Raw genomic sequence first — 23,754 nt, 5'->3', positions numbered from 1 at the left:
GGGAGGACGGTCCGTGAGGGTGTGGCCGCGCGCACGGGAGGGTGGGTGCGCGCGGCCACGGGGGGTCAGGTGCGGAACGGGCCGGTGACGCAGTACGTGATGCCTCCGGAGGAGGAGCCGGAGGTGCCGCGCTGGGAGGAGAAGTACAGCCTGTTGCCCACCGGGTTGAACGCCGGGCCGCAGATCTCCGACGAGCTCTGGCCGTTGATCCGCAGGAAGACCGAGATCTTGTCATCCGGCGTGATCATGCAGATCTCCATGTTGCCGCCGTCCTCGGCCACGTACAGGTCGCCGAAGCCGGAGCCGGTGACGTTGTCGACCCCGGTCAGCGGCGGCGTCCCGGGGCTGACGAGGCTGTCGTCGTACGCCAGCTCATAGGTGCCGGTCGCCAGGTTGACCTGCCAGACCCGGTTGTCCCCCTTGGTGGTGAACCAGACCGTGTCGTCGGCGTAGTGGCAGCCCTCGCCGCCGTTGAACCGCTTGGCGCCGGAGACCTGGCTGCGGGTCGCCGTGGGGGAGCCGTCCGGGTCCGGGACCGTTCCCCAGGTGAACGAGCCGGACGTCCCGGTGCCCGCCTTCAGGACCTGGAGCGTCCCCGAGGACAGGTCGCCCCAGGTGGTGGGCACGAACCGGTAGAAGCACCCGTCGCTCTTGTCCTCGGTGAGATAGATGACGCGCCGCACCGGGTCGGCGGCGGCGGCCTCGTGGTTGAAGCGCCCCATCGCGGGACGGACCACGGCCGTGCCGCCGAAGGGGTACGTCTCCCAGACGCGGCCGGTGTCGACCTCCTCGCAGGAGAGCCAGGTGTTCCAGGGCGTGGCACCGCCCGCGCAGTTGCGGCTGGTGCCGTTCAGGATGCGGTACGCGGAGGTGACGGTGCCGCTGGAGTTGAACCGCAGGGCGGAGGCGCCGCCGGACGGGGCGCTCAGCTCGGCGTTGGAGACGTAGATCCAGCCGCTCCCGTCGGCGAAGCAGGCTCCGCCGTCGGGTGCGCCGTGCCACGTGTACGAGGTGCCGGGGACCGTCTGACCGGAACGGGCCACGACCTGGCTGGTGAAGCCGGCGGGGAGCTGGATGCCGTTGGCGTCGGCCGCCTGGAGCGATCCGTAGGGGCCGGCCGCGTTCTGCGCGGGGGCGGCGAATGCGGCGTTCTGCCAGAGGCCGCCGGAGAATGCGACGGCTCCCGCCCCGGCGACCGAGGCACGGAGAAAGGTACGGCGTTCCATCGAAGATGTCTCCTGAAGGGGGGTGTGAAGACGATCCGTTGCCGCGGCATCGCCGAGTGTAATAAGGGGCGGCGTGGGGCGTCATTGCTCCTGCGATGAACGTCAGATGTCCGCTGTGTGGCCTTGTTCATATCGGCAGGCTTCGGACATTTGCCTCGGCAACGATCGACGTCTGTCCACAGAATCGCGTTCCGCTTTTCGGGTGTTCTCCCGCCGCACGACGATGGACCGCAACACCTCACGGAAAGGGTTCACGATCATGGCGGAGTTCACGAACGGCGACGGCTGCGGATTCGGCCGGCTCGCCTCCAGGCTCGACCTCGCCCGCTGGCAGCTCCGACTCGCGGGGGAGCGCGGGCTCGTCCCGCCTCCCGACCTGACGGGCGGGCGCTGGTCGGCGGCCCTGGTGGAGGAGACGGCCCGACGCGCGACGGACATCCGGTCGGCCCTGGGAGAGGAGCCGCCGATCGGCGCCATCAAGGCCGCCGAACGGCTCTCCGTCCGCATCGGCCTCGACGTCGAACGCGCCGACGTCGAGGCCCTCGTCGTCGCCGGCGCGCTGCCCCTCATCGATCACTACCAGGGCCGCGCCCTGTACGACCCGCACGACCTCGACGGCCTCGACGCCGACCACGTCACCGAGACCGTCCGGGCGCGCAAGGGCGCCCTCTTCGACACGGTCCACGCCAAGGGCGCGGCCACCCTGCTCGGCTGCTCAAGCGACCAGTTCACCCGCATCGCCGCCCACCACGGCCTGACCCCCGACCAACTGGGCCGATATCCCTTGGCCGAGGTCAAACGCCTGGCCGCCGACCGCGACCTGAGGGCGGCCATCGTGGAGCTCCGGCGCACCGCCGCCCTCGACTCCGCCCACCGCGACGCCACCCGCGCGGAGCGCACCATCGACCACTGGCTTCAGAGGTGCTCCGACTACCTGACCGACCCCACCGCCAACCCACCTGACACGCGGCCCCTGACCCGCGCCCTCCGGACCCTGGCCACGTCGAGGGCCGCCCTTGAGCGGGACGACGCCTTCGAGGAGGAGCGTTCGGCGTCTTGAGGTGGGCCTTGGCGAGGCGGAACGTCGCGTCGGCGTTGGGAGTTCCGTCTTGGGTGGCTGGCGCCACGGACGAGATGGGCTTCGAGTGACAGGGCATCCCTCCGGGTTACCGCTTCTGGGTCCGTCCGCAGCACCAGGCGCCTTTCGAGCGGCGGGACGACCTTGAGGAGCGTTCCACCTTCTGGAGAAGCCGCGCCATGGCAGGGGCCGGCCTTGAGCGAGGGGGAATCTTTTGCGGGTTTCCCGGTGAAGTCGTCGGGTTACGGGGAAAGGCGGTTTCGTCTCTGGATGATTGGGGCTGGGAAATGGTGCTCGGGCTGTCGTTGGGGCCTTGGTCCTGTTGTGCTGGATCGACCGGCCGTGTTCCAGGGGCGGTGATGTCTGCACATGCGAGGTGTGCGGGGCGCGTCCTTTATGCTGGTGACGTCCGTAATGGCACTGGCGCCTGCCACCTGATTCTTGTGCATTCCGTTCGTTGGATGCAGCCAGTCGGTGAGTTCGACCCGAGCACGGCCTGCGCGAATGCTCTGCGTCGGTTACGTCCCGGGGACAGGTGGTGCCCACGCCCGCGGCGGCAGGTGGTGACCGTGGTCGTGCCTTGTGGTCGTCCAGGCTGCGGGGCGCGTGCCGTCGGTTGTGAATGCCCACTCTGACCTCGGCCCGATGTGAGCGGAACCGCTTGGGGCTGAGTGACAGCGCCGTGCCCGATGGCTCGTGGTGCAGGGGCCCGGGCGCCCCGCCTGGACGGCGGGAGCGTGTGGGGGTTTGCGGCTGATGCGTGGGCGGTGGGCAGGATGGGGTGGATGCCTGGCATTCTCGTCCTCGCGTAGGGCGGACGTTCGGCTGCGCCCGGGGGCGGGCAGGTGGAGGGGACGGGGGGCACGGCATCGACACCGAGGCGACGGCAGGGGCTGCGGGGGGCGTCGACGGGCGGCGCACCGTGGGGCGGCTGGCCGATGGCAGGGAGATCATCTACTTCGACGATGTGCCGGGACTGGACCGGAGCGTTCCCGATCCGCGGTCGCTGCCACGTCCGGAGCCGCGTTCGGAGGTTCGGTACGACCCGGTGCTGGACGACTGGGTCGTCATCGCGGCGCATCGCCAGATCCGTACCCATCTGCCCACGCGGGAGGAATGCCCGCTGTGCCCGTCCCGAGGCGGTGGCACGGGGGAGATCCCCGCCGCCGACTACCACGTGGTGGCCTTCGAGAACCGGTTCCCGTCGCTGGGCGGTCCGGCCGGGGGGCGCTGTGAGGTGGTCTGCTTCACGAGTGACCACCATGCGCGGTTCGGGGCGTTGCCGGCCGCCCGGCTGGATACGGTCATGCGCGCCTGGACGGACCGCACGCGAGCCCTGTCCGCCCTGCCCGGCGTGGAGTACGTCTTCATCTTCGAGAACCAGGGCGCCGGCATCGGGGCCACGTTGCAGCATCCCCACGGCCAGATCTACGCGTACCCCTTCGTGCCCGCCACCCTCGCCCGTGCCCTGGAGTCGGCGGAGCGGTTCCGCCGCCGAGAAGGCGGCTGCCTGTTCTGCTCCATGGTGGCGGCGGAGGAACGGGCGGCGGTACGCGTCGTCGCGGAGACGGAGCGGATGATCGCCTTCGTGCCCGAGGCGGCCCGCTGGCCGTTCGAGGTCCACGTCTACCCGCGTCGCCACGTACCCGACCTGGAAGCCCTCGACGAGCGAGAACGCGTCGAGCTGATGATGCTGTACGCCGAGGTCCTGGACAGGTTCGACCGTCTCTTCGACCCGCGTCCCCCATACGTCGCCCACGTCGTGCAGGCCCCCGTTCGGAGGAGCCGCGAGCAGGCGCACCTGTCGCTGCGGGTGTTCACGTCCCAGCGCGCCGAGGACAAGCTGAAGTTCCTGGCCGCCAGCGAGTCGGCGGCGGGCGCCTTCATCAACGACGTCCTCCCCGAGGATGCGGCCCGACGGCTCCGCGACCTGGGAGGGACCGGCGCCCGGCCGCGAGTGTGAACGAGGGGCTCCACGGGTTCGCGTTCGGCGGCAGATGGGGGCTTCGGTGGGTTACGTGGTCGGGCCGCTGGGGTGCGAGCGTCCGGGGGTCTGGAGAGCGAGGTTCCGGGGTTACGTGTCGTGGGTGGCTGGTGGCGAGCGTCCGGGGGATCTGGTGAGTGAGGTTCCGGGCTTACGCGGTGATGGGTCGCTGGTGGCGAGCATCCGTGGGTCTGGTGAGCGAGGTTGCGGGGTTACGTGGTCGTGGGTGGCTGGGGTGCGAGCGTCCGGGGGTCTGGAGAGCGAGGTTCCGGCGGGACGCGGTCGTGGGTCGCTGGTGGCGAGCATCCGTGGGTCTGGGGAGCGAGGTCCCGGGGCTACGTGGTCGTGGGCCGCTGGTGTGCGAGCACCCGGGGGATCTGGGAGCGAGGTTTCGGGGGTTACGCGGTGATGGGTGGCTGGTGGCGAGTACCCGTGGGTCTGGGGAGCGAGGTGCCGGGGTTACGTGGTCCTGGGCCGCTGGGGTGTGAGCCCGTGGGTCCGGCGGTGCAGGTCCAGGTGTGAGCGTCGTGGGTTAGGGGCGCGAGGGGTCTGGGGTGGGCCGGGTGGCGTGCGGTCGGGGGTGTGCTGGGGGAGAGCGCGGGTGGGTGGTGCCCGGCGAGCGTTCTGGGGACGGGAGTGCTCACGGAAGGCAGGGGGCGCGGGGCGGGGTGGCGCTACTCACTCGTCGACGGCTTTGCGGGCGGGTGATGTTGGATTCTTGAAGGGGTTCTGCTCAGTACGCGCAAACCCGCCGCTTCCCTGGTGTCGAGTGTGCTAAAACCCGCGGCATGAATGGCTTCAGGCTGACCCCCGATGCTGTTCGGGGCAAACGCTTTTCCACGACGAGGCTCCGGCCGGGATATGACGAGGGCGAGGTCGACGACTTCCTCGACCTCGTCGAGAGCGAGGTGTCGTTGCTGATCCGCGAGCGCGGCGACGCCCGGGCCCGGCTCGAGGCGCTGCGTCGGCTTCTGCCGAGGCACCAGGACCTGGACGACCTGGCCGCCAACGTGGCCGCCCTGTACAGGGTGCTCTGGGACGAGCCGCATCCCGAGGCGTCGGGCATGACCGTGAACGGCGGCCCGTCCTGAGCGCGGCGCGGGCGGCGACGGCGCGTGTTCCCCGTTCCGGCGTCGCGGCCGGCAGGCTCTGCGGAAACCGCCCCGCGCAGTCCGCCGAATCGAATTCGGAACAGAATGGGACGATCTTGAAAACGGCGCGGGCCCCGGTGTTCGGGGACCTGCGGGCACAGTCAAGATCGTCATAAGCCGTGAGTCAGAAAGGCGGGGTGTCGTCCCCGTCGGGTTCGCCGAGGGCCGAGGACAGGTCGGCGGCGCGTCCGGTGATGGGGCCGGGCGCGTCGAGGATCTCCCCGGTGCGCGGGTCGATGAGGACCCCGTCCACCTCGATCGGTCCGACAGCCGTCGAGGGTGTGCGCGGCGCCGGGCACCAGCGGGCCACCGGGCAGCGTTCGCAGTACGGCCCGGGGCGCGCGGCGAACTCGGTGTCGCCGTGCCACGCGTGCACCATCCGGGCGATCTGCCGCCGCGCCGCCTCCAGCACCGCAGGGTCGCCCGCGTCGAACGCGAGGACATGGGCGAGGGAAGGGGTCATCACCTCCAGCTCGACCGTCCCCGAGGACTCCCCGAACACCCCGTGCGCGATGAGCAGCGCCGCCAGCGCCAACTGCGGGACCTGCTCGAACACCTCGGCCGTCGTCCCGCCGGGCAGCGGCCGTACGGTCGTCTTCTGCTCGCGGTACATCAACCGGCCGTCCACCCGCCGCAGCAGGTCGGGATGGGCGAGCACGAGCACGTCCGCCGCCGGATCGAACACCGCCACCGTCGGCTCCGCCGTGACCTCCGTGACCCGGCCCGACCCGGCCAGCGGGCACACCGCCAGGTGCGCGAGCAGGTACGGCCGTGACTCCGCGTACTCCTCCGGCGTCATGATCGCGGACGCGATCCCGAGGTCGGCCGAGCCCGGATCGGGCAGGTCCGCGGGCCCGCACGGGCGTCCCCGCCGATGCGCCACCTCGAGCCACTCGTGGACGGCCACCCCGCGCCGCACCGCAGAGCCGTCGACCGGCGACTCGGCGGGCAGCCGGACGTCGCGGAGATGGGCCCGCGCCGGGCACACCAGGTAGTGGCGGCCGGCGGTGACCGACCACGTACGCCGGTGCGTCCCCGGGGCGTCGAGATCGAGCAGGCCCGCGACGTGGGGTAGGTCGTCGCACGACGTCCGGAGCTTGCACTCCGCACAGTCGGACCCCGGACTTCGCGAACCGCCGACCGTGACGCCCTGGGCGAGCGGCCTGACCCCTTCGAGATAGCGGTGCCGGACCTCCTCGGGCGTCGCGTCCACCAGAACGCGCGGCCGCACGTCCGCCGCCAGTCCGACCTCGACCACCCGGATCCGGGCGGGCGCGTCGTCGTCCGCCACCACCTCGACGGGCGCGTCCCGGTAGACGTGCCCCACCGCGCGCCGCCCCGCCGCCACCACGAAGGCGATCGCCTCGTCGGACGGTTCGACCGCCGACCGCGTCCGGCTCATCCGCAGCCGCCGGAATTCCCGAACGGCGCCGTCCCGCGACCCGTACCAGCGGCCCCACGCCGTCAGCATCCGCAGCTCGGCCGCCGACCCCGACTGCACGACCCGCGGCAGCCGTTCGGGAACGAGCTCGACCCCGTCGGCCTCCAGCTCGTCGTCCAGCCACTCGGCCGCCTGCAGGAACGCCCGACACGCGTGCCGCACCCAGACCTCGACACCCGGATGCACCCGTGACCGGTTGCCCGCGACGGCCTCCGCCACCGCCGCGTCCACCTCGACGCCCTCGAACTCCACCGCGTCCAACGCCGCCGTCACCAACCCGAGCGGGAACGTCTCCCACGGCGCGTACCGCCTGCGCTCCTGAGCCCGGGGCCACAGCGCCGTCCGCGCCTTGAGCGCCGCGAAGTCGGCGCAGTCCCGCGCCGACCGATCCAGCAGGCTCGCGGAGAGTCGCACGACCTCGGGGTTGCCGCGCAACTGCGGATGCCCGGCCCAGCGATCGATCGCCCTGTCCATCGCCCTGGCGCTCCAACCGTCCGATCGGGGGCCTCTCAGTAGATCACACGTGAACTCGATCAACCATGAGAACGCGCTCGGTCAGTGTCCGCCTGAGGAAAGTGAGAGCGCCGGGGGCCGTAGGACGTTGAGCGGCGCGCCGGTGACTGCCGTCGACGCTCGTCTGACGGGTGGGGCCGCATCCGGTCAATGGGGTGGATGCGGGGCGCGCCGATGGTGGACTGAACGGACGTCTCGCGCCGTGGAGGCTCGCGATGCCCGCAGACGCGGAGCCCGTCGGTACGTCATCGTGGGAGCCGGGCCCTCAGGGCTCCAGCTCGGCGACTTCCTGCAACGGGCGGGGGCCGACTGCGTGGTGCTGGGGCGCGGCGCGGGGCCGTCGGGGAGATTGGGAACGCCTTCGCGGACGATTCGGTGCGGTGTCCTTCCCAGCGCGGCGGGACCCCGGGCCGGCGGCAGATTGGCGCACACGCCCAGATGCGACGCCGGCCCGGGGGGCGACTCGCATGCCACGAACTCGGCTGGCTTCGCGCACTCGCCCAGATGCGGCGCCGACCAGGGGCGACTCGCACGTCACCAACTCGGCCGGTTCCGCGCACTCGCCCAGATGCGACGCTGGCCCGGGGGCCGATTCGCACGCCACCAACTCGGCTGGCTCCGCGCACTCGCCCAGATGCGGCGCCGGCCCGAGGGGCGACTCGCACGTCACCAACTCGGCCGGCTCCTCGACCGTCACCCTCGCGCCGCCCTGGGCCATGGGGTCGCCTTCCTTGACCGCATCGGTTTTCGGGTCAATGCATCGAGTATCCGCGAGGGTGCTCCCGGTGACTTCTCCGTAAGTGCCGAGCCGGCTCGAGGTGCCCGGAACGACCGGCGTGCGGGCCTCCTGAAGGCGGCCGGGTGCGGCTTCCCCTCTTGGACGTGGACCTCGCAGCACGTGCTCTTCGGCTCCTCGCGCCGGCCCTCGTCTGAGCGCCCCGATTGCCCACCCGACGCGCGGGTAATCACGTTCTCGCACGTAATCCGACATATGCGGAGGAAATGATGATGCGCCGCACCGCCGTCGCCGGGATCGGCTTACTCGCCCTGACCGGCCTCGCGACCCCCGCCCACGCCCAGACCGCCTGCACGGTCAACGGCACGCCCGCCTCGGGGACGAACATCCTCGGCACCGCCGGCAACGACGTGGTCTCCTGCTCGCACGTCGACCAGGCGACGATCGTCGACACGCTCGCCGGCGACGACCGGATCACCGTCACCGGCCAGATGAACGGCCGCATCCGCGCCGGCGACGGTGCGGACGGGCTCACGGTGACCGGCGGCGGCTCCATCGGCGTCGGGGCGTCCCTCGACGGCCAGATGCAGGCCGACCGGTTCGAGATCCAGGGTGCCGTCCTCGGCGACGTCCGAGGCGGTCAGGACAACGACACCCTGCGCCTGACCCCGACGGCCCGGGTGGCGGCCGGTGCCGACGTCCGCGGGGCCCGTGGCGTGGATACCATCACCGTCGACCAGGGCGCGACCGTCCTCGGAGTCGTGGAGGGCAACCAGGAGGGCGACACCATCACCGTCGCCACCGTCGGCGCGGGCGGCCGGGTCCACGGCGACGAGGGTGACGACTCCCTCACCGTCCGCTCCAACCAGGGCACGGTCGACGGCGGCGTCGGCAACGACACCTGCCGCGTCGGCGGCGTCCCGCCCGTCAACTGCGAAACGGTCACCCCGCCCTCCTGAGCGCCTCGGTCGCGGCTGGAGACGTTCCTCCGGGATGGTGCTCAGCGGGCCTGCCGTGATGGACACCTCAGGGCCGGGTCCGGCGCGTCGGCCGACGCGACGCACCGCCCGCCCGGGTGTGCGCATTCCAACTCACCAGGCCCTTCGGGCCGCCGAGGTCGTCCGGGACCGACAACCGCGAGTGCGCCAGGAACCGCCCGCCAGGTCGTCGGGGACACGGCGACGAGGCCGTCGCCCAACCGGGCGCTCGGCAGGTCGCAGATGCGCGGGGCGACCGGGTCGGGCTCGCCGGCCCCCTCGTCGGGCGCGGGGCCGGCGGCCGGGGCGACGCCGCCGGACGACGCGCCGCGAGGAGAGGCCGCCCCGGTCGGGCGGCGGCTCGCAGCACGGCCCGGCCGCCGCCAACGCCGCCGCCAACGCCGCCGGCGGCCTCGTGGTCGCGATTGCGGACGCCGAACGAGCAGGTCCGCCACGGTGCGACGAACGGGCCGGGAGACCCCTTCCCGCAGCTCAGAAGGAAGGCCCACCCGGCGATCGCCGGCTCGGGCTCTTAGCCGGCGGCGGACTCGGGCCGCTCCGCGCCGGGGATCGCCTCCATGCCCATCGCCCGCTCGACCAGCCGCTTCAGCTCCATGGAACGGTGTGCTTAGAAGGCGTCGACGTTATGCCGGCCCGACATGAGCCGCCCGATCAAATGGGCGGCCACGATGTCGTTCAGCCAGGCGCTGGGCAAGCGGTCACGGAAGGCGCCAGAACGGACCGGTCAGGCCGCATTCTTCAAGGAGCGCCTGGTTGTGCTCACGGCTGTGCGGTCGGAACCCGGGATCGAGGCGATCCCCGTACCAGGGTTGGGCCAGTCGCCAGACGGTCGTCGCGTCGGTGATGTGGCCGCTGCCCGGCGCGTTGTCCGCCGTCCATCGCCCGGCGTGAGCGCGGTCGCAGAACATGCGGATCATCGTGCAGGTACCGACCACGTCGTCCCACCACTGCTCGGCGGGCCGCGGGAAGCGGACGGCGAGTTCGGCGGGCGGCGGGATCTCCGGGCCGGTCGGGAATGAGAGGTGGGTTCCGCACTGCGGGCACGCCGTGTCGATCCGGACGTCGAGGTGCAGGGCCGCGCCGATGCCAAAGGAGTCCCACGCGCATCCGCCCCACCAGCGACGGTCGTCATGGCCGTCCACGGGAGTCACCACGAACGCCATCGGGGCCGACGTGAACGGGTGCGCCATCCGCACCGCATCCCCATCGGGTGTCAGGACCAGGGCATGGGCCTCGGCGAGATCGCGCAGGACGCCCAGCACATCCCCGGCCGTGCTCTGCGTCCTGCGTGCCAGTTCCCCCACGGACGGCGCCCGGCCCTCGGCCGCGAATGCCTCATAAACGAGATCGCGCACCCATCGCGCATCCGGAGCACTCAACGATGGTTCCCGCCTTCCGGTCCGAACCCAAGCCTACCGACGTGAAACAAGACCACGCGGTCGCGCCCCGAGCCCTCGGCCACCGGGACGGTGCCGGCCGAATATCGCCGGTATCCCGTCCGCCTATGCCGACGCCCATCACCGCCGGCGGCGACCTGACGCGCATCCCCCATTCGGCGCCCCGTTCGCCGGAACGCGACTCGAGGCGCCCTCCGGGTGGGCGAATTCGTGCACATGGCATGCCAGGCCCCGATCGGCGGCTGAAGACCCGTTCGCCGGAAAGGTGCTCTCTGGAAGAATTCCGCCGAGGCCGCATCGGTCGATGGTCACCGGGAAGGTGGTGCGGTGGAGTCCGGAATGGTGCTCGGCGGCAAGTATCGGCTGGTGAGGCGGCTCGGCCGGGGCGGCATGGGCGAGGTGTGGCAGGCCGAGGACCGAGCACTGGGCCGTCGGGTCGCCATCAAGATCGTGCTGGCCGACCGGGACCCCGACCCGAAACCGAACGCCCGGTTGCGGCGAGAGGCCAGGACGGCCGCCCTCCTCCAGCATCCCGGCATCACCGTCGTCCACGACATCGGCGAGCACGACGGTCACCCGTTCTTCGTGATGGAGATGCTCGACGGCGTCAGCTTCGCAACGCTCCTCGCCCCCGGGCCCGGCGAGCCGGCCGGGTTGCCGCTCGCCCGCGCCGCGACGCTGACGGCCCAGGTGTGCGACGCGCTCGCGTACGCGCACCGCAAGGGGGTCGTTCACCGCGACATCAAGCCCGCGAACCTGATGGAGCTGACCGAGGGCGGCGTCAAGATCTGCGACTTCGGGATCTCCTGGTACGCCGACTCCTCCGTTCGCCTCACCGCGACCGGCGGTGTCCTCGGCACGCCCGCCTACATGGCCCCCGAACAGTACGAGGGCGAGGCCGCCGACGCCCGCACCGATCTGTACTCCCTCGGCTGCACCCTCTACGCCCTGCTGACCGGCGGGCCTCCGTTCACCGGCCCGTCGATGGTCGTCCTGATGCGCCACCACCTCCTCGAGCCCCCGCCCCTGCTCGCCGCGTCGCGCCCGGACGCGCCGCTCCAACTGGGAGAACTGGTGGCGCGCCTGCTCGCCAAGGACCCGACCCACCGCCCCGCATCCGCGACCGAGGTCGCCGACACCCTGCGCGCCCTGATCTCCACTCCCGCCCCACGGACCGTTCCCCCCGCTCGGCCCGTCCCCCTGACGCCTCGCCCCGGGAACGAGTCGCCGGCACCGTCGGCCTCGACGCTCACCGATCCGCAGGTCCGGCGGAAGGGCCCTCGACGTCTCACCCGCACTAAGCGCCTCGCGCACATGCTCACGCACAACGCCGAGGTCGGGGCGGTCAAGACGGTGGCGTTCAACCCGGCCGGCGGGTCCCTGGCCGCCTGTGGGGACGGCAACGCGGTGGTCCTGTGGGACCTGGGCACCCACCGTGTGGTCCGTGAGTTCCGCGATCAGTACACCTTCCGGATCGGTGGGCTGGCGTTCAGCCCGGACGGCGCGACCCTCGTCACCGGTGCCGGTGACGGCGTGATCCGGCTGTGGGGCGTGGCCTCCGGCCGGAGCGGCGCCGCCTTTCAAGGCGACGGTGCCGGGATCGACGCGTTGGCGTTCACCCCGGACGGCGTTCGGCTGGCCGCCACCGGCGGCGGCAGGTCCGTCAAGGTGTGGGACGTCGCCACCGGACGACGCGTCACCGCGCTGCGGGGCGGCGGCCCGGGCGTGAGCTGCCTGGCGTTCAGCCCCGACGGCTCGACGCTGGCCGTGAACGGGCGTCGGGACGAGATCCGGCTGTGGGACGCGTCCGCCGGAGCCCACGTCAGCGCCCTGAGCGAGGTCATGGGCCGGGTTCGGGCGGTCGCGTTCAGCCCGGACGGAGCGCTGCTGGCCGCCGCCTGCAGCGATTCCACGATCAGGCTGTGGGACATGTCCACCCGCCGCTGCACGGCGACCCTCTCCGGGCATGCCGGCGAGGTGCGGTCCGTGGCGTTCGGTCCGGACGGCGCGCTGCTCGCCTCCGGGGGCGATGACGCCTACGTGAGGGTGTGGACGCTGCGCGACCCGCACGCCATCGGCACGGTGGGAGGCCACACCGGCGTCATCCGTTCGGTGGCGTTCGGCCCGGACGGATCGACGCTGGCCACCGGCGGCGACGACGGCACGGTCAGGCTGTGGAGAGCCCCCTGACCACGAGCCCGCCACCGGCGTGAAGGGCCGTTCCGACGCCCTTCGTCCTGCGGCGCTCAGGTCGTCGGAGGGATCCCGGGGGCGACGGTGGCGCCGTCAAGGCTCGGCCGACCACGGCAGACCCGCTCGGGGCTCCGTGGCGGGATTCCGTGGCGGAGAAAGCGTCAGCCGGGAGCGCGGTAACACGAGACCGGACGGAGGCCATCGTTCCTCGTCGATGGAGTCGCCGCCCTGCGCCACGCTGACCTCCTCCGGGCCAGGTAGACGACGTTCCTCGGGTCCTTCGAGCCTCGCCACAGGCTCGGCCCGGCGGCCGTGCTGGACTGGTCGGGTGGGTATGCGTCGTCCCGGTTGCAGCGCTTCTGCGGCGCGAAGCGGGCCGGAAGCCGGCGGACGCCCACACTCATGGTGGAAGTCGCCACCGTGTAGGCGTCCCCTCCCGCACCCACCGAGGCGAGCCCTGCGGGCACGAGGGCGTAGTGGAAATCGTGGTCGAAAGGGGAGGCGTCCTTTGACCACGTAGCCGGGCAGGTCCGGGGCCGGCCGGAGGGACTCCGGTGCCCGCAAGGTAGCGGTCTCGCGCCGCCCATGATCGCTCCTCCTCCTGCGCGGCGACGAGCCAGGAGGCGGGCGGCACAGCCGAGACGGCGATCAGCGCGCCGATCCGCCACGGCCGCGACGCTCCGCGTCCGCAGATCAGGGCCGAGGCCGCGTAGCCGACAAAGGCGAACAGGGAACAGGCCGGGTCCGGTGAGGTCCAGCGGCAGCCGCGCCTGCACCGCGAACCAGCCGACCAGGAGGGATACGGCGGTCCCCACGCCGCCACCGAGAACGCCGGGCGAACGCCCAGCAGCCGCAGCACCGGCCACGACGGCAGTGCCGCCCCGCCGGGAAACCGACCCGCCCCAGGAGGGCCACGCCCAGGCGGCCCCAACTCCCGCGCTGCAGGGCATCCATGCCGCCACGGCGGCGATGACCGGCGTCGCCGACCAGGCAGCCCCGTCCGGCGGACGCCGACCCGAGCCGAGGAAAACGCGCACAATTCCTCGTTCCTGTGACGATCCGCCGGCCGGAGGGTGCTCGAGAAAATGGAAAGGAAGATTTTATCGTTGGACCCTGCGAGCCGACCTCGTCGGGGTGATCGATCCTACAATGGCCGGTTCGAGAGATCGACTCAATGGATCCAAGGAAATCGATGGGTTCACCGTATTCCGTCGCGTTCCTTTTGAAGATCTTGGGCGGTTAGCCTCTTTCGGATTGTTGATCATTTTCTGAAGGAGACTTTCATGTCCGCACCCCCGGGCCCGCGCCCGCCCTCACGTCGTTCGGTTCCGCGGAGGCTCGCCTCGGTGGCCTTGGCGCTCGCCATCGGCGGCCTCCCCATGATGACCACGGCATCGAGCCGGGCCGCCGCCCCCGAGCCGAGGCCCGCCTACGACCACGGCAAGGACAAGGGGAGGATCCCCGGGAGCCGCGGGCCGCTGCCCAAGGGGTTCTCTACCACCGAGCTGACCGTGAAGTTCAAGGCCGAGCGCAAGGTCCGGGTACGGGCCCAGCGGCCGGTCGCCAAGGACGACGGAGACGCCAACGCGCTGCGGACGATCCTGGCCCGGTATCCGGGGGCCGAGATCCGGCCCTCCTACAACAGGCCCGAAAAGGAGATCGACGACCACCGCATCAAGGTGGAAGCGCGGACCGGACGCGAACTGCCCGACCTGAATTCCTGGTTCACCATCCATGTCCCCAAGGGCATCGAAGGGCTGCTCAAGGACCTGAACGCGTTGCCCTCGGTCGAGATCGCCCAGGCCCAGCCCATCGTCAAGGCCCCCGCCGAGCCGTTGCGACCCAACCAGAACTATCGCAACGCCGTCGGCGCGCCCGGGGGAACGGGTGTGGACGCCGATGCCGCGAACTCGCTGCCCGGCGGTAAGGGCGAGGGCATCACGGTGACCGACATCGAGGTGGGCTCGTACTGGAGCCCATGGACCGTCCATGGTGCGGTGGCGGCCGGTGGACGTCATTCCCTCGTCATGGCCGGCGGCCGTCACCTCTGGGTCTGGGGCGACAACGGCCAGGGACAGCTCGGCAACGGCACCACCACCGACAGCAGGGTCCCGATCCGGCTGTCCGGCATCTCCGACGTCAAGGTCGTGTCGGCCGCGGCGGACTACTCGGTCGCCGTGAAGATGGACGGCACCGTGTGGGCGTGGGGCGACAACGCCAAGGGACAGCTCGGCAACGGCACCACCACCGACAGCAACGTGCCCGTTCAGGTGCCCGGCATCACCAACGCCGCCAGCGTGGCCGCAGGCTCCGACGGGCACGTCCTGGCCGTTCTCACCGACGGCACCGTCAAGGCGTGGGGCAACAACGACAACGGTCAGCTCGGCAACGGCACCACCACCTCCAGCACGACCCCGGTCACCGTCCCCGGACTGACCGGGGCGCGCACCACGCCCGAGGCGGTCTCGGCGGGAGGGGGCCACTCGGCCGTCGCGCTGACGAACTACACCGTCAAGACCTGGGGCAGGAACGACAGCGGCCAACTCGGCACCGGGAACACCACCCCGAGCAGCGTGCCGGTCACCGTTCCGGGCCTCATCGCCGACGAGGTCAGCGCCGGGGGCGCGCACACGCTGGCGGTCAACTTCGCCGATCCCGTCCGGGCGTGGGGCCGCAACGACCGAGGTCAGCTCGGCGACGGCACCACCACGAACCGGCTCTCCCCGGTGCAGCTCCCGAGCATGACGTACGTCACCGGGATCGCAGCCGGAGCCGCGCACAGCGTCGTCACCACCAACCTGAACCGGTCCTATGCCTGGGGCGCGAACGACCAGGGGCAGGTGGGCAACGGCGGCACCGCCGACACCGGCACGCCCTTCGAGCTTCCGGTCTCCTTCCAGGGGCTGGCGGCGGGTGCGAACCACAACGTCACCGTCAAATCGACCTGGGGCAGCCGGGTGTACACGTGGGGAGCCAACGCGGGCGGTCAGCTCGGCAGGGGCGACACCGCCGGTGCCGGCGCCCCGGTGGAACTGCCGTACCTCGTCAATGTCACCAACCTGTGCCATGAGGACCTGGCGGGACGACCCGGCCCCGCCGGCCCGCCGATCAACGTTCCGGCCACGGTGGGCACCCCGTGCAACAACCGCTACGACTCCCAGTTCTCCGGGGAGAACCCGCACCACGCGACCGCGGTGGCGGGGATCATCGGAGCGCAGGACGACAACGGCGTCGGCATCGCGGGCATCGCGCCCCGCGCCAAGCTGCACATGTCGGCCACGCTCGTCGACGGCGGCGCCACCGCCTACGCGGTGACCCATTCGTCACCGGGCGACGTCATCCTCTACGAGGTCGCCACCACGAGCCCTCAGGGCTGGTACCCGTGGGAGCTGTCGGCCCAGGTCTACGACCAGACCGTCCTCGCCGTCGCCTCCGGCGTCACCGTGGTCGAGGCCGCCGGGAACGGCGGCAACGACCTCGACAGGACCGACGACGAGAACGCCGTCACCGTCATGAGCCGGCCCAACTCCGGGGCCTTGATGGTCGGCGCGGGCGAGCCGCCCAGCCCCGGCGGCGGCAACTGCAACGGCTCCAACCGTCCGGCCGAGCGTACGGCCATGTCGTTCTCCACCTACGGCTCGCGGGTCGACGTCCAGGCGTACGGAACGTGCATCTGGTCGACCGGCAACCTGGGCGGCGGCTCGTATCCGCCCGGCGGGACCGACGGCAACAAGATCTACACCTCGAGCTTCAGCGGCACGTCGGGCGCCAGCGCCATCATGGCGGGCACCGTGGCCGCGTTGCAGGGCGTCGCCAAGAACCACGGCTTCCCCTTGAGCCCGGAGCAGGTCAAGGACGTGCTCAAGCGGACCGGCACGCCTCAGCCCACCGCCGACACCCACCACATCGGCCCGCAGCCCAACCTCCGGGCCGCGGTGAACCACCTGCGCGGCGGCATCGCCGCCGGCGACGCCCACGCGCTGGCGGTACGGCCCGACGGCACCGTACGGGCATGGGGTCGCAACTACGACGGGCAGCTCGGAACCGGAACGACCACCAGCAGCACCACCCCCGTCCCGGTCAGCGGCCTGACCGGGGTCGCCCGTACCGCCGGTTCCGTCTCCGGGGGCGTCGGGCACTCCCTGGCGCTGAAGACCGACGGCACCGTCTGGGCCTGGGGCGACAACGCCAACGGCCAGCTCGGCGACGGCACCACCACCGACCGCCTGACCCCCGTCCAGGTCAGCGGTCTGAACGGAGTGGTCGCGGTGTCTGCCGGAGGGTTCTTCTCCCTGGCGCTCAAGTCCGACGGCACCGTCTGGGCGTGGGGCAGCAACGGCGCGGGCCAGTTGGGCACCGGGTCGGTCACGGCACCGTCCACCACGCCCGTCCAGGTCGGCGGCGGGCTCACCGGAGTGGCCGCCGTCTCCGGCGGCGAGCACCACTCGCTGGCGGTGAGGACCGACGGCACCGTCTGGGCCTGGGGCTCGAACACCAAGGGCGCTCTCGGCGACGGCACCACGACCCTCCGCGCCGGTCCCGTCCAGGTGACCGGCCTGACCGGGGTCTCCACGTGGCAGGGCGCGGTCGCCGCCGGCCGCGACCACTCCGTCGCGGTGAAGACCGACGGCACCGTACGGGCGTGGGGCGACAACTTCAGCGGGAAGCTCGGCGACGGCACGACCACCGACCGGCACACCCCGGTCACCGTCACCGGCCTGAGCCAGGCGCTCACCGTGAGCGCCGGCGATTTCCACACCTACGCCGTCCGCGGTAACAGGACCACCGCGGCGTGGGGCTACAACGGCTTCGGCCAGATCGGCAACGGCCAGACGGGCGGATCCGTCACCACCCCGGTCACCGTCCACCAGCTCACCGGGGCCACCGGTGTCGCGGGCGGGTACTGGTCCGGCCTGGCGACGCGCGCCGACGGAACGCTGTTCTCGTGGGGCTCGAACGCCTACGGTCAGCTCGGCGACGGTACTTACACCGATCGCAACATCCCCGCCCAGATCAGCGGCACCCCCTGACGTCGGATCCCGAGCAGTGAGCCCGTGAGGACGGCATCCCGCCTCACGGGCTCACGGCCGCCCGGGGCTCGGGAACGGGGCGTCGAGATGATCGCCGCCGCTTCACCCTCTGAGCGGAACCGACTCCCGAAACGACGTCGGGCGGCGTCAGGGGAGTGGGGGTGCCTTGCGGAAGGGGCCTCGGTAGGTGGTGGGGTCGTAGCGGCGTTCGCTGTTGTCGAGTTTGGTGCGGGCGGCGTCGAGGATGTCGATGCCGAGGACGTCGGCCAGGCGGGTGAGGTAGTTGAAGACGTCGCCGATCTCGGCGCGGACCCTCGCGGCGGCCTCGGGGTCGTTCATGATCCGGGCCGACTCGTCGGGAGTGAGCCACTGGAACTCGGCGACCAACTCGCCGACCTCGGCGGACAGGGCCATCGCCAGGTTCTTGGGCGTGTGGTAGTGCTCCCAGTCCCGCACCGCGGCGAACTCGCGAAGGCGGCCCGCCAATTCCTCGATCTCTCGCACGCCGCCCAGCGTAGAGGGAACGCGGACCCGCCGAAGGTGGGCGAGGGGCGGGGCACGGGCGACGGTTCCGGTGCCCGAGGCCGACCGACACCCCCCGCGTCAGGGACGCGGCCTTCACCCGTTCGGAAGATAGAGACCCGCCCTCGGCACCGGAAGGGTGGGAGGGCGGGCGTGGGGATTCGGCTCAGCGGCGTCCGGTCACCGTGTCGGCGACCGCCCGGAAGGCGTGGAGCGCCTCGGCTTGGTGGACGGCCGAGTTGAGGTCTTCGCTGACCTTGACGATGACGACGCCGTCCTTGGGGGAGACGTAGACGAACTGTCCCAGGATTCCGACGGCGGTGTAGTCGCCGCGGTCGCGGTCGCGGTCGCCGAGCCACCACTGGTAGCCGTACCCGAAGGCGTTCTCCGGGCTGTCCGGCTTGTCGGGGGTCAGATGGCCGGGCTGCAGGTAGGGCTCGGTGCTGTGCGTGGAGTCCCGCACCCACTGGGCGGGGAGCACCTGCCGTCCGCCCGCGCGGCCGTTGCGCAGGTAGAGCAGGCCGAAGCGGGCGAAGTCCCGAACGGTGGTGTGGTAGCAGCAGTAGCCGATGTCGTTGCCCGCGTAGTCGCGGCCCATCAGCATGGATGCCGCCATGCCCGCCGGACGCCAGATGCGGTCCCGGACGTAGGCGGACAAGGGTCGTCCGGTGGCCTTGGCGACGACCCAGCCGAGCACGAAGGTGTTCATCGAGTCGTAGTTCCACCGGGTGCCCGGCGGCCGTTCCCGCACCGCCTCGCGGGCCTGCGTGGTGAGCGACGTGCCGAAGATCATGCGGATCGTCGTGGCGGTCGAGCCCTTGGTGGGGTTGGAGTAGTCGGTCTCGTCGTACTTGTGGCCGGACGCCATGTGGAGCACGTCGCGGAGCCTGACACCGTCGTACGCGGTGCCGCGCAGCTCCGGGACGTACCGGGTCACCGGGTCGTCGACGGAGCCGATGTGCCCGTCGGCGATGGCCGCGCCGACGGCGGCCGAGGTGATGGACTTGCCGACCGACCACGAGTTGAAGCGGCTGGCGGCGGTGTGGCCGGAGAAGTAGCGCTCGTCGACGATCGCGTCGTGGCGCAGCACGAGGTAGCCCAGGGTCGACGAGCGCGCCAGGAAGTCGCGCAGGCGGTGTGACCTGCCCTGGTAGGAGTACGTCGCCTCGATCTGACGCCCCTGCTGCAACAGGGGCTCGGGGCGGTCGGCGGCCGGGATCGTGGTTCGCGGGTAGAAGGGCAGATGGGCCAGCAGCGGCAGTGGCAGCGGCTTGTCGTCGGCCCGGGCCGGTGCCGGCAGCGCGGACGTCAGCAGAACGCCCGCCGAGGCCGCCGCCGCCAAGCTTCGCTTGAGCATCGGTGCTCCGTTCGTTGGGGGGTGGTGATGCATGAAACCCCCTAAGCACCAATGGTGTCAACGGTGGTGCTTAGCGCGGGCGGGTATCCTGGCCCGGTGATGGACCCGCCCGCCGCCCCGCCGCGACGCCGCCGCTCCCTGGGCTTCCTCACCCCCGAGCGCATCGTGGACACCGCGATGGCGATCATGGAACGAGACGGCGCGGACGCCCTGACCTTCCGCCGGCTCGGCACCGAGCTGAACGTCGACCACACCGCCGTGCTGCGGCACTTCGGCGGCAAGGACGACCTGCTGCGAGCGATCACCGACCGCCTCCTGGACGAGTCGCTGACCGGCTTCAGCCCCTCGCCCGACTGGCGCGACACCCTCGCCGACCTGGCCCGACGCGTACGCCGCGCCTGCCGCACCCACCCCCACGCGGCCGCCCTGGTCGCCTGCCGCACCGCCCGCCGCGACGCCGAGTTCGCCGGCGCCGAGATCGTGCTCGGCGCCCTCCGACAGGCGGGCCTCCACGGCCGCGAGGCCGCCTCCTGCTACCGCGCCCTGGTCGACGTCACCCTGGCCTACTCCGCCTTCGAGGCCACCCAACTGACCCTGCCGGACGACGCCCTCGCGGGTGACCGCAGGGCCTGGAGCCGGGAGTACGTGGCCCTCCCGGCCGACCGCTATCCGAACATCGCCTCCGTCGCCCCGCACCTGGCCGACGTCGACGCCGAGGACCAGTTCGAGGTCGCCCTCGAGCTTTTCCTCGACGCCGTCGAACTCCGCGCCCAGCGATCCCGACCGAACAGCGGGAACGAACGGTCGCGGTGACCACGGCCGAACGACTCCGGGCACGCGGAAGTGGAGCGGTCGCGTCCGTTCCGGCGAATGCGGGACCGGACCATATTTGGATCTCCTCCGCTCTACAGGCGTTCTTGCCGAGAACGGAGTTCAAGGGCCTACGCGTAGGGAGACGCCCAAAGGTACGTCGAATGGCGCTCGAATATCACGTCCCGCCCCTCCAAGTCGGGGCAGATGTTCGGCGTGGTCGTGTGGCCCGGGGGCGGCAAGGTCGCCGTCACCGATCAGGAGGCGCCGACGCGTTCTCCGAGGCCGCGGGGCCGTGCCCGTGACCGCCGACCGGTGGTTCCGGGCACGGGAACGAGGCGAACCGTACGGTCACCGAGATCTTCACTCGGCGCGTTCCATCAGGCGCGTCACGCCGGGAACATTCTCATGCGCCGGCGCCAGAAGCGGACGGCGACCGCGCGTCGGAATGGTGATCCAGGCCGGCGCCAACGTCTCCTTCACCCGGCACTCCACCGGCAGATAACTCTCCGGACCCATGGAGCCATGGGTGCGAATGATGTGGTCGAACACCTGCTGGGAGGCGATGAACGCCAGATCCGTGTCGGGCTCCTCCAAGGCCGTCCGCAATTGCGGCGCGTTCAAGAGCCGGAACATGTGCGTGACCGCCGTACCCGTCACACCATGCTGGTCGCGGTGAACGGGCCCCAGGTGCAGAGCCGCCCGAAGACGGATCTGCGCGGCCGGGCTCGACAGCCGGTTGTGCCGGTTGAGCCGCAGGCGGATCAGCTCCAGGAGCGGGTCGATGAGCGTGCCCGGGGGCTCGGCCGGTGAGGCGATGAGCAGAACGCCGTCGCCCCGATCCTCGCGAAGGGCGTCGGCCCACGACAGCCCCGCCCCCTCCCATGCCTCGCGCAGCACCTGGTAGAGCACCCGCCTGACCGCGACCTGCACCTCGTCGTCGCGGTCCGGGTGCCCGAAGCCGGCGATGTCCACGCCGAAGATCGGACGGACCACCGGTGCCGCTGCCAACGGATCCAAACCTGGGACGGCGACCATGGCCGTACCTCCTTCCGGTCGGGCACCGGGAGCACTCCCGGCGGCCGAGACGCTATCGCCTCCGCGTCGGGAGTGGGGCCTGTCGGGTTATAGGGAGCCGGTACTTGATTCGCCGCCCCGAACCCCGAACAACCTCGACCCCACACCTCCGACCAGGCGATGTCGATCCACCCCAGGCCGAAGTCCGGGGAGCCGCTGAACCTGCTCCCTGTGCGCCGGCACGCGCCACAGACCTACGTGCCGTAAGGCTGACCTGCGCCGAGGCGAAATGCAGTGAGCCGCTGCGCCTGCCCCCGGGACCGGTACTGCCGCCCGCTTGCACGCGACGCTGCCGGTGTGCGTCGGGGCGGGGTACGGGGATGCTGCGTTTGTTCGTCGTGGCCGTGTTTGTGGCTCGGTTGCGGGCGCTGCTGTTGGTGTGCGTCGGGGCGGAGTGCTGCGCTTGCTCGCCCAGGGGCGGTGTCTGCTGCTCGCTCGTGCGCGGCGCTGCCGGTATGGGCCGGGGCGGAGTGCATGGGGGCGCTGTGCCTGCGCGTTCTGGGCCGGTGCTTGCGGCTTGCCTGGTGGTGGTGCCGGTCGGGAGGGGAGGTGCTGCCCTTGCTCACTGGGGGAGGGGTTGGAACCCGCCGTACGTGGGTGGGTGTGGGTGGTGGAAGGCGCCGCTTGGGTGGTGGAGGGGGTGGGCCCCGGTGGTGTCAGCGGGCGAAGGCGATGGCGGAGCCGGAGGCGATGGCGATGGCCAGCAGGACGATGACGACCAGGGTGGCCAGCGGGTTGCGGCGGCGGTCCAGGGCGGAGGGGGTTTGCCGGGCCTGGTGGATCGACACGGTGGGGGTCGGCACCACCGAGGGGGGCATGACCGCGGGGCGGGGGGCGCCCGGCGGCTGCAGCCCGGGCGCGATCGGGCCCGGGGGGATCACGATGGAGGGCCTGATCGAGGGGGTCGCCGACGGTGAGGCGGACGGCGAGGGGGGCGCCGGCGGCACGGCCGGGGGCAGCGTCGGCTTCGGTGGCACGGTCTTGGGGGGTGACGGCTTCGGTCGGGGGGGTTGGGGCGTGGTCTGGCTGGGCCTCGGGGAGGGCGGGTGCGGGGGTGTTTCGCGGCGCTTGCAGTCGCCGAGGCGGAGTCGGAGGAGGTCGAGGCGCAGGCAGAGCCCGACGCTGCCGGAGGCGCCGGCCTTGGCGTCGCCGGTGCCGCCGGCGACGGCGGGTGTGGCGCCGGCCAGCAGCAACAGGGCGGCGGCCATGGCGGTGGTCAGTGTGCAGCGCATGGTCAGCCGACCCCCGCCGAGATGCGCCGCAGCTCGGGCAGCACGTTGTCGAACGCGTCCGGCTGGACGGCCAGCGCCCCGGCGAACACGTGGGAGATGTCGAAGACCAGGTAGACCCCGATGGCCAGCAGCCCGCTCATGATGGCCAGCGGCACGAGCGTCCTGCCGCGCGGACGGGCCCCGGTCAGGAACGGGAACAGCACCACCGACAGGCCCGCCACCAGCGTCATGACGAGCAGCCCGGGCGGCGGGGTGGTGACGGCGTCCATCGCGCGCTGGCGGCGGGACGCGCTGATCTCCCGGACCCGGTCGAGCACCGCCGTGCGGGCCTCGCGGACGTCGTCGTCCTCGGTGCGCAGCGCGGTGACCTCGCGGCGCACCTCCTCCAGCCGGGACCATCCGTCGGGGCTCAGCCGGCCGTCGCGCATCAACTCCCACTCGTGGCCGCGCACCAGCTCGACGTAGTCGCGCAGCCCCGCCTGCACCCGACCCGAGGTGGGGGCGGGGAGCTGCGTGGCCGACCAGTACGCCTCGGCGACGGCCTGGCTCTCGGCGTAGGTGTTCTGCCGGGCGGCGTCGATCGTCGTCCAGGGCACCACGATCGCGATGGCGAACGCCAACAGGAACAGCGCGGCGAGCATGGACCCCGTGTGACCCGACGTGGGGCCGTCCGGTTCCTCGTCGGTCTTGCCGCGGACCAGACGACTGGCGATCAGCACCACACCGATCGCCGCCACCGCCGCGAGCACGTACACGACCATCGACGGACTCCCCGGGGGCATCGTCACGACGCGGGCCGGCGCCCGCCGATCAACTACCGACCGCGACAATACCAGCGCTTTGTGTTACCCGACGGTCGGTTACGTAAGGCCACGGGGATGTTACTCCGGCGATAGGCCGGGCCGTCCGACGCCTCGATAAGGCTTGACGACCGTTCCGCCGGCGGTGGGTCGCCTGGTCACCGGCGCCGAATGGTTTTCGCCGGTCGCGACGCGCATGTCGAAGTCGA

The 23,754-nt window shown here is 71.7% G+C and carries 16 protein-coding genes; 8 read left to right on the top strand and 8 right to left on the bottom strand.

Annotated features, from left to right (window positions below; all coding sequences use genetic code 11):
• Window positions 1–65 precede the first annotated feature (65 nt).
• Window positions 66–1,226, bottom strand: coding sequence for an alkaline phosphatase PhoX (locus DFJ69_RS01545; protein WP_116020812.1), 1,161 nt, complete (start codon window positions 1,224–1,226; stop codon window positions 66–68).
• 259 nt (window positions 1,227–1,485) lie between these two features.
• Here DFJ69_RS01545 and DFJ69_RS01540 point away from each other — a divergent pair, with 259 nt between their 5' ends.
• The 3 genes from DFJ69_RS01540 (at window position 1,486) to DFJ69_RS36020 (ending at window position 5,379) form a co-directional block, all read left to right on the top strand.
• Window positions 1,486–2,286, top strand: a complete 801-nt coding sequence (locus DFJ69_RS01540) for a hypothetical protein (protein ID WP_147312163.1) — start codon at window positions 1,486–1,488, stop codon at window positions 2,284–2,286.
• Between the two features lie 940 nt (window positions 2,287–3,226).
• A complete protein-coding gene (gene galT / locus DFJ69_RS01535) occupies window positions 3,227–4,267 on the top strand; it encodes a galactose-1-phosphate uridylyltransferase (RefSeq protein ID WP_245973920.1) in 1,041 nt (346 codons plus the stop codon).
• Window positions 4,268–5,076: 809 nt separating this feature from the next.
• Complete coding sequence (locus tag DFJ69_RS36020) at window positions 5,077–5,379, top strand: DivIVA domain-containing protein (RefSeq protein ID WP_116020810.1); 303 nt, start codon at window positions 5,077–5,079, stop codon at window positions 5,377–5,379.
• A gap of 184 nt (window positions 5,380–5,563) precedes the next feature.
• On the opposite strand, the gene DFJ69_RS01525 is transcribed toward DFJ69_RS36020, so the two are convergent.
• Entirely contained in the window at window positions 5,564–7,354 is a 1,791-nt protein-coding gene (locus DFJ69_RS01525; protein WP_116020809.1) for a PD-(D/E)XK nuclease family protein, read from the bottom strand.
• A gap of 49 nt (window positions 7,355–7,403) precedes the next feature.
• On the opposite strand from DFJ69_RS01525, the gene DFJ69_RS36320 reads away from it, so the two are divergent.
• Window positions 7,404–8,399, top strand: coding sequence for an FAD-dependent monooxygenase (locus tag DFJ69_RS36320; RefSeq protein ID WP_342769832.1), 996 nt, complete (start codon window positions 7,404–7,406; stop codon window positions 8,397–8,399).
• Window positions 8,396–9,088, top strand: a complete 693-nt coding sequence (locus tag DFJ69_RS01520; protein WP_116020808.1) for a bactofilin family protein — start codon at window positions 8,396–8,398, stop codon at window positions 9,086–9,088. Before DFJ69_RS36320 ends, DFJ69_RS01520 begins: the two co-directional genes overlap by 4 nt.
• A 737-nt stretch (window positions 9,089–9,825) precedes the next feature.
• On the opposite strand, the gene DFJ69_RS01515 is transcribed toward DFJ69_RS01520, so the two are convergent.
• The gene (locus DFJ69_RS01515; protein ID WP_116020807.1) at window positions 9,826–10,506 is read right to left on the bottom strand and encodes an alkylmercury lyase family protein; all 681 of its coding nucleotides are present in this window, start codon (window positions 10,504–10,506) and stop codon (window positions 9,826–9,828) included.
• A gap of 345 nt (window positions 10,507–10,851) precedes the next feature.
• Here DFJ69_RS01515 and DFJ69_RS01510 point away from each other — a divergent pair, with 345 nt between their 5' ends.
• Both DFJ69_RS01510 and DFJ69_RS01505 read left to right on the top strand, forming a co-directional pair.
• Window positions 10,852–12,714, top strand: a complete 1,863-nt coding sequence (locus DFJ69_RS01510) for a WD40 repeat domain-containing serine/threonine protein kinase (protein ID WP_147312161.1) — start codon at window positions 10,852–10,854, stop codon at window positions 12,712–12,714.
• Window positions 12,715–14,000: 1,286 nt separating this feature from the next.
• Window positions 14,001–17,747 carry an RCC1 domain-containing protein gene (locus tag DFJ69_RS01505; protein ID WP_116020805.1) on the top strand — a complete coding sequence of 1,249 codons (3,747 nt, stop codon included), beginning with the start codon at window positions 14,001–14,003 and terminating at the stop codon, window positions 17,745–17,747.
• Between the two features lie 147 nt (window positions 17,748–17,894).
• On the opposite strand, the gene DFJ69_RS01500 is transcribed toward DFJ69_RS01505, so the two are convergent.
• Window positions 17,895–18,251: a nucleotide pyrophosphohydrolase gene (locus DFJ69_RS01500; RefSeq protein ID WP_211328475.1), complete on the bottom strand. Its 357-nt coding sequence runs from the start codon at window positions 18,249–18,251 to the stop codon at window positions 17,895–17,897.
• A gap of 184 nt (window positions 18,252–18,435) precedes the next feature.
• Complete coding sequence (locus DFJ69_RS01495; protein ID WP_116020804.1) at window positions 18,436–19,626, bottom strand: serine hydrolase domain-containing protein; 1,191 nt, start codon at window positions 19,624–19,626, stop codon at window positions 18,436–18,438.
• A 99-nt stretch (window positions 19,627–19,725) separates the two neighbouring features.
• On the opposite strand from DFJ69_RS01495, the gene DFJ69_RS01490 reads away from it, so the two are divergent.
• Entirely contained in the window at window positions 19,726–20,439 is a 714-nt protein-coding gene (locus tag DFJ69_RS01490) for a TetR/AcrR family transcriptional regulator (RefSeq protein ID WP_116020803.1), read from the top strand.
• 360 nt (window positions 20,440–20,799) lie between these two features.
• Here the strand turns inward: DFJ69_RS01490 and DFJ69_RS01485 are convergent, their stop codons facing one another.
• From DFJ69_RS01485 to DFJ69_RS01475, 3 genes are all read right to left on the bottom strand, one after another.
• Window positions 20,800–21,447, bottom strand: a complete 648-nt coding sequence (locus tag DFJ69_RS01485; RefSeq protein WP_147312160.1) for a hypothetical protein — start codon at window positions 21,445–21,447, stop codon at window positions 20,800–20,802.
• Between the two features lie 722 nt (window positions 21,448–22,169).
• Window positions 22,170–22,745, bottom strand: a complete 576-nt coding sequence (locus tag DFJ69_RS36015; RefSeq protein WP_116020801.1) for a hypothetical protein — start codon at window positions 22,743–22,745, stop codon at window positions 22,170–22,172.
• A 2-nt stretch (window positions 22,746–22,747) separates the two neighbouring features.
• Entirely contained in the window at window positions 22,748–23,506 is a 759-nt protein-coding gene (locus DFJ69_RS01475; protein WP_116020800.1) for a bestrophin-like domain, read from the bottom strand.
• Between the last annotated feature and the right edge of the window lie 248 nt (window positions 23,507–23,754).

This window comes from Thermomonospora umbrina, from assembly GCF_003386555.1.
Taxonomy (GTDB): domain Bacteria; phylum Actinomycetota; class Actinomycetes; order Streptosporangiales; family Streptosporangiaceae; genus Thermomonospora; species Thermomonospora umbrina.
The sequence above is the reverse complement of the archived record's forward strand: the minus strand, read 5'-3'. Positions and strand labels throughout refer to the sequence as shown.

Excerpts from the sequence above, each read along its gene's own strand:
- DFJ69_RS01525 (WP_116020809.1), bottom strand. The coding sequence starts at position 7,354 with ATGGACAGGGCGATCGATCGCTGGGCCGGGCATCCGCAGTTGCGCGGC.
- DFJ69_RS01490 (WP_116020803.1), top strand. The coding sequence starts at position 19,726 with ATGGACCCGCCCGCCGCCCCGCCGCGACGCCGCCGCTCCCTGGGCTTC.
- DFJ69_RS01545 (WP_116020812.1), bottom strand. The coding sequence starts at position 1,226 with ATGGAACGCCGTACCTTTCTCCGTGCCTCGGTCGCCGGGGCGGGAGCC.
- DFJ69_RS36020 (WP_116020810.1), top strand. The coding sequence starts at position 5,077 with ATGAATGGCTTCAGGCTGACCCCCGATGCTGTTCGGGGCAAACGCTTT.
- DFJ69_RS01475 (WP_116020800.1), bottom strand. The coding sequence starts at position 23,506 with ATGGTCGTGTACGTGCTCGCGGCGGTGGCGGCGATCGGTGTGGTGCTG.
- DFJ69_RS01505 (WP_116020805.1), top strand. The coding sequence starts at position 14,001 with ATGTCCGCACCCCCGGGCCCGCGCCCGCCCTCACGTCGTTCGGTTCCG.
- DFJ69_RS01540 (WP_147312163.1), top strand. The coding sequence starts at position 1,486 with ATGGCGGAGTTCACGAACGGCGACGGCTGCGGATTCGGCCGGCTCGCC.
- DFJ69_RS01495 (WP_116020804.1), bottom strand. The coding sequence starts at position 19,626 with ATGCTCAAGCGAAGCTTGGCGGCGGCGGCCTCGGCGGGCGTTCTGCTG.
- DFJ69_RS36015 (WP_116020801.1), bottom strand. The coding sequence starts at position 22,745 with ATGCGCTGCACACTGACCACCGCCATGGCCGCCGCCCTGTTGCTGCTG.
- DFJ69_RS01520 (WP_116020808.1), top strand. The coding sequence starts at position 8,396 with ATGATGATGCGCCGCACCGCCGTCGCCGGGATCGGCTTACTCGCCCTG.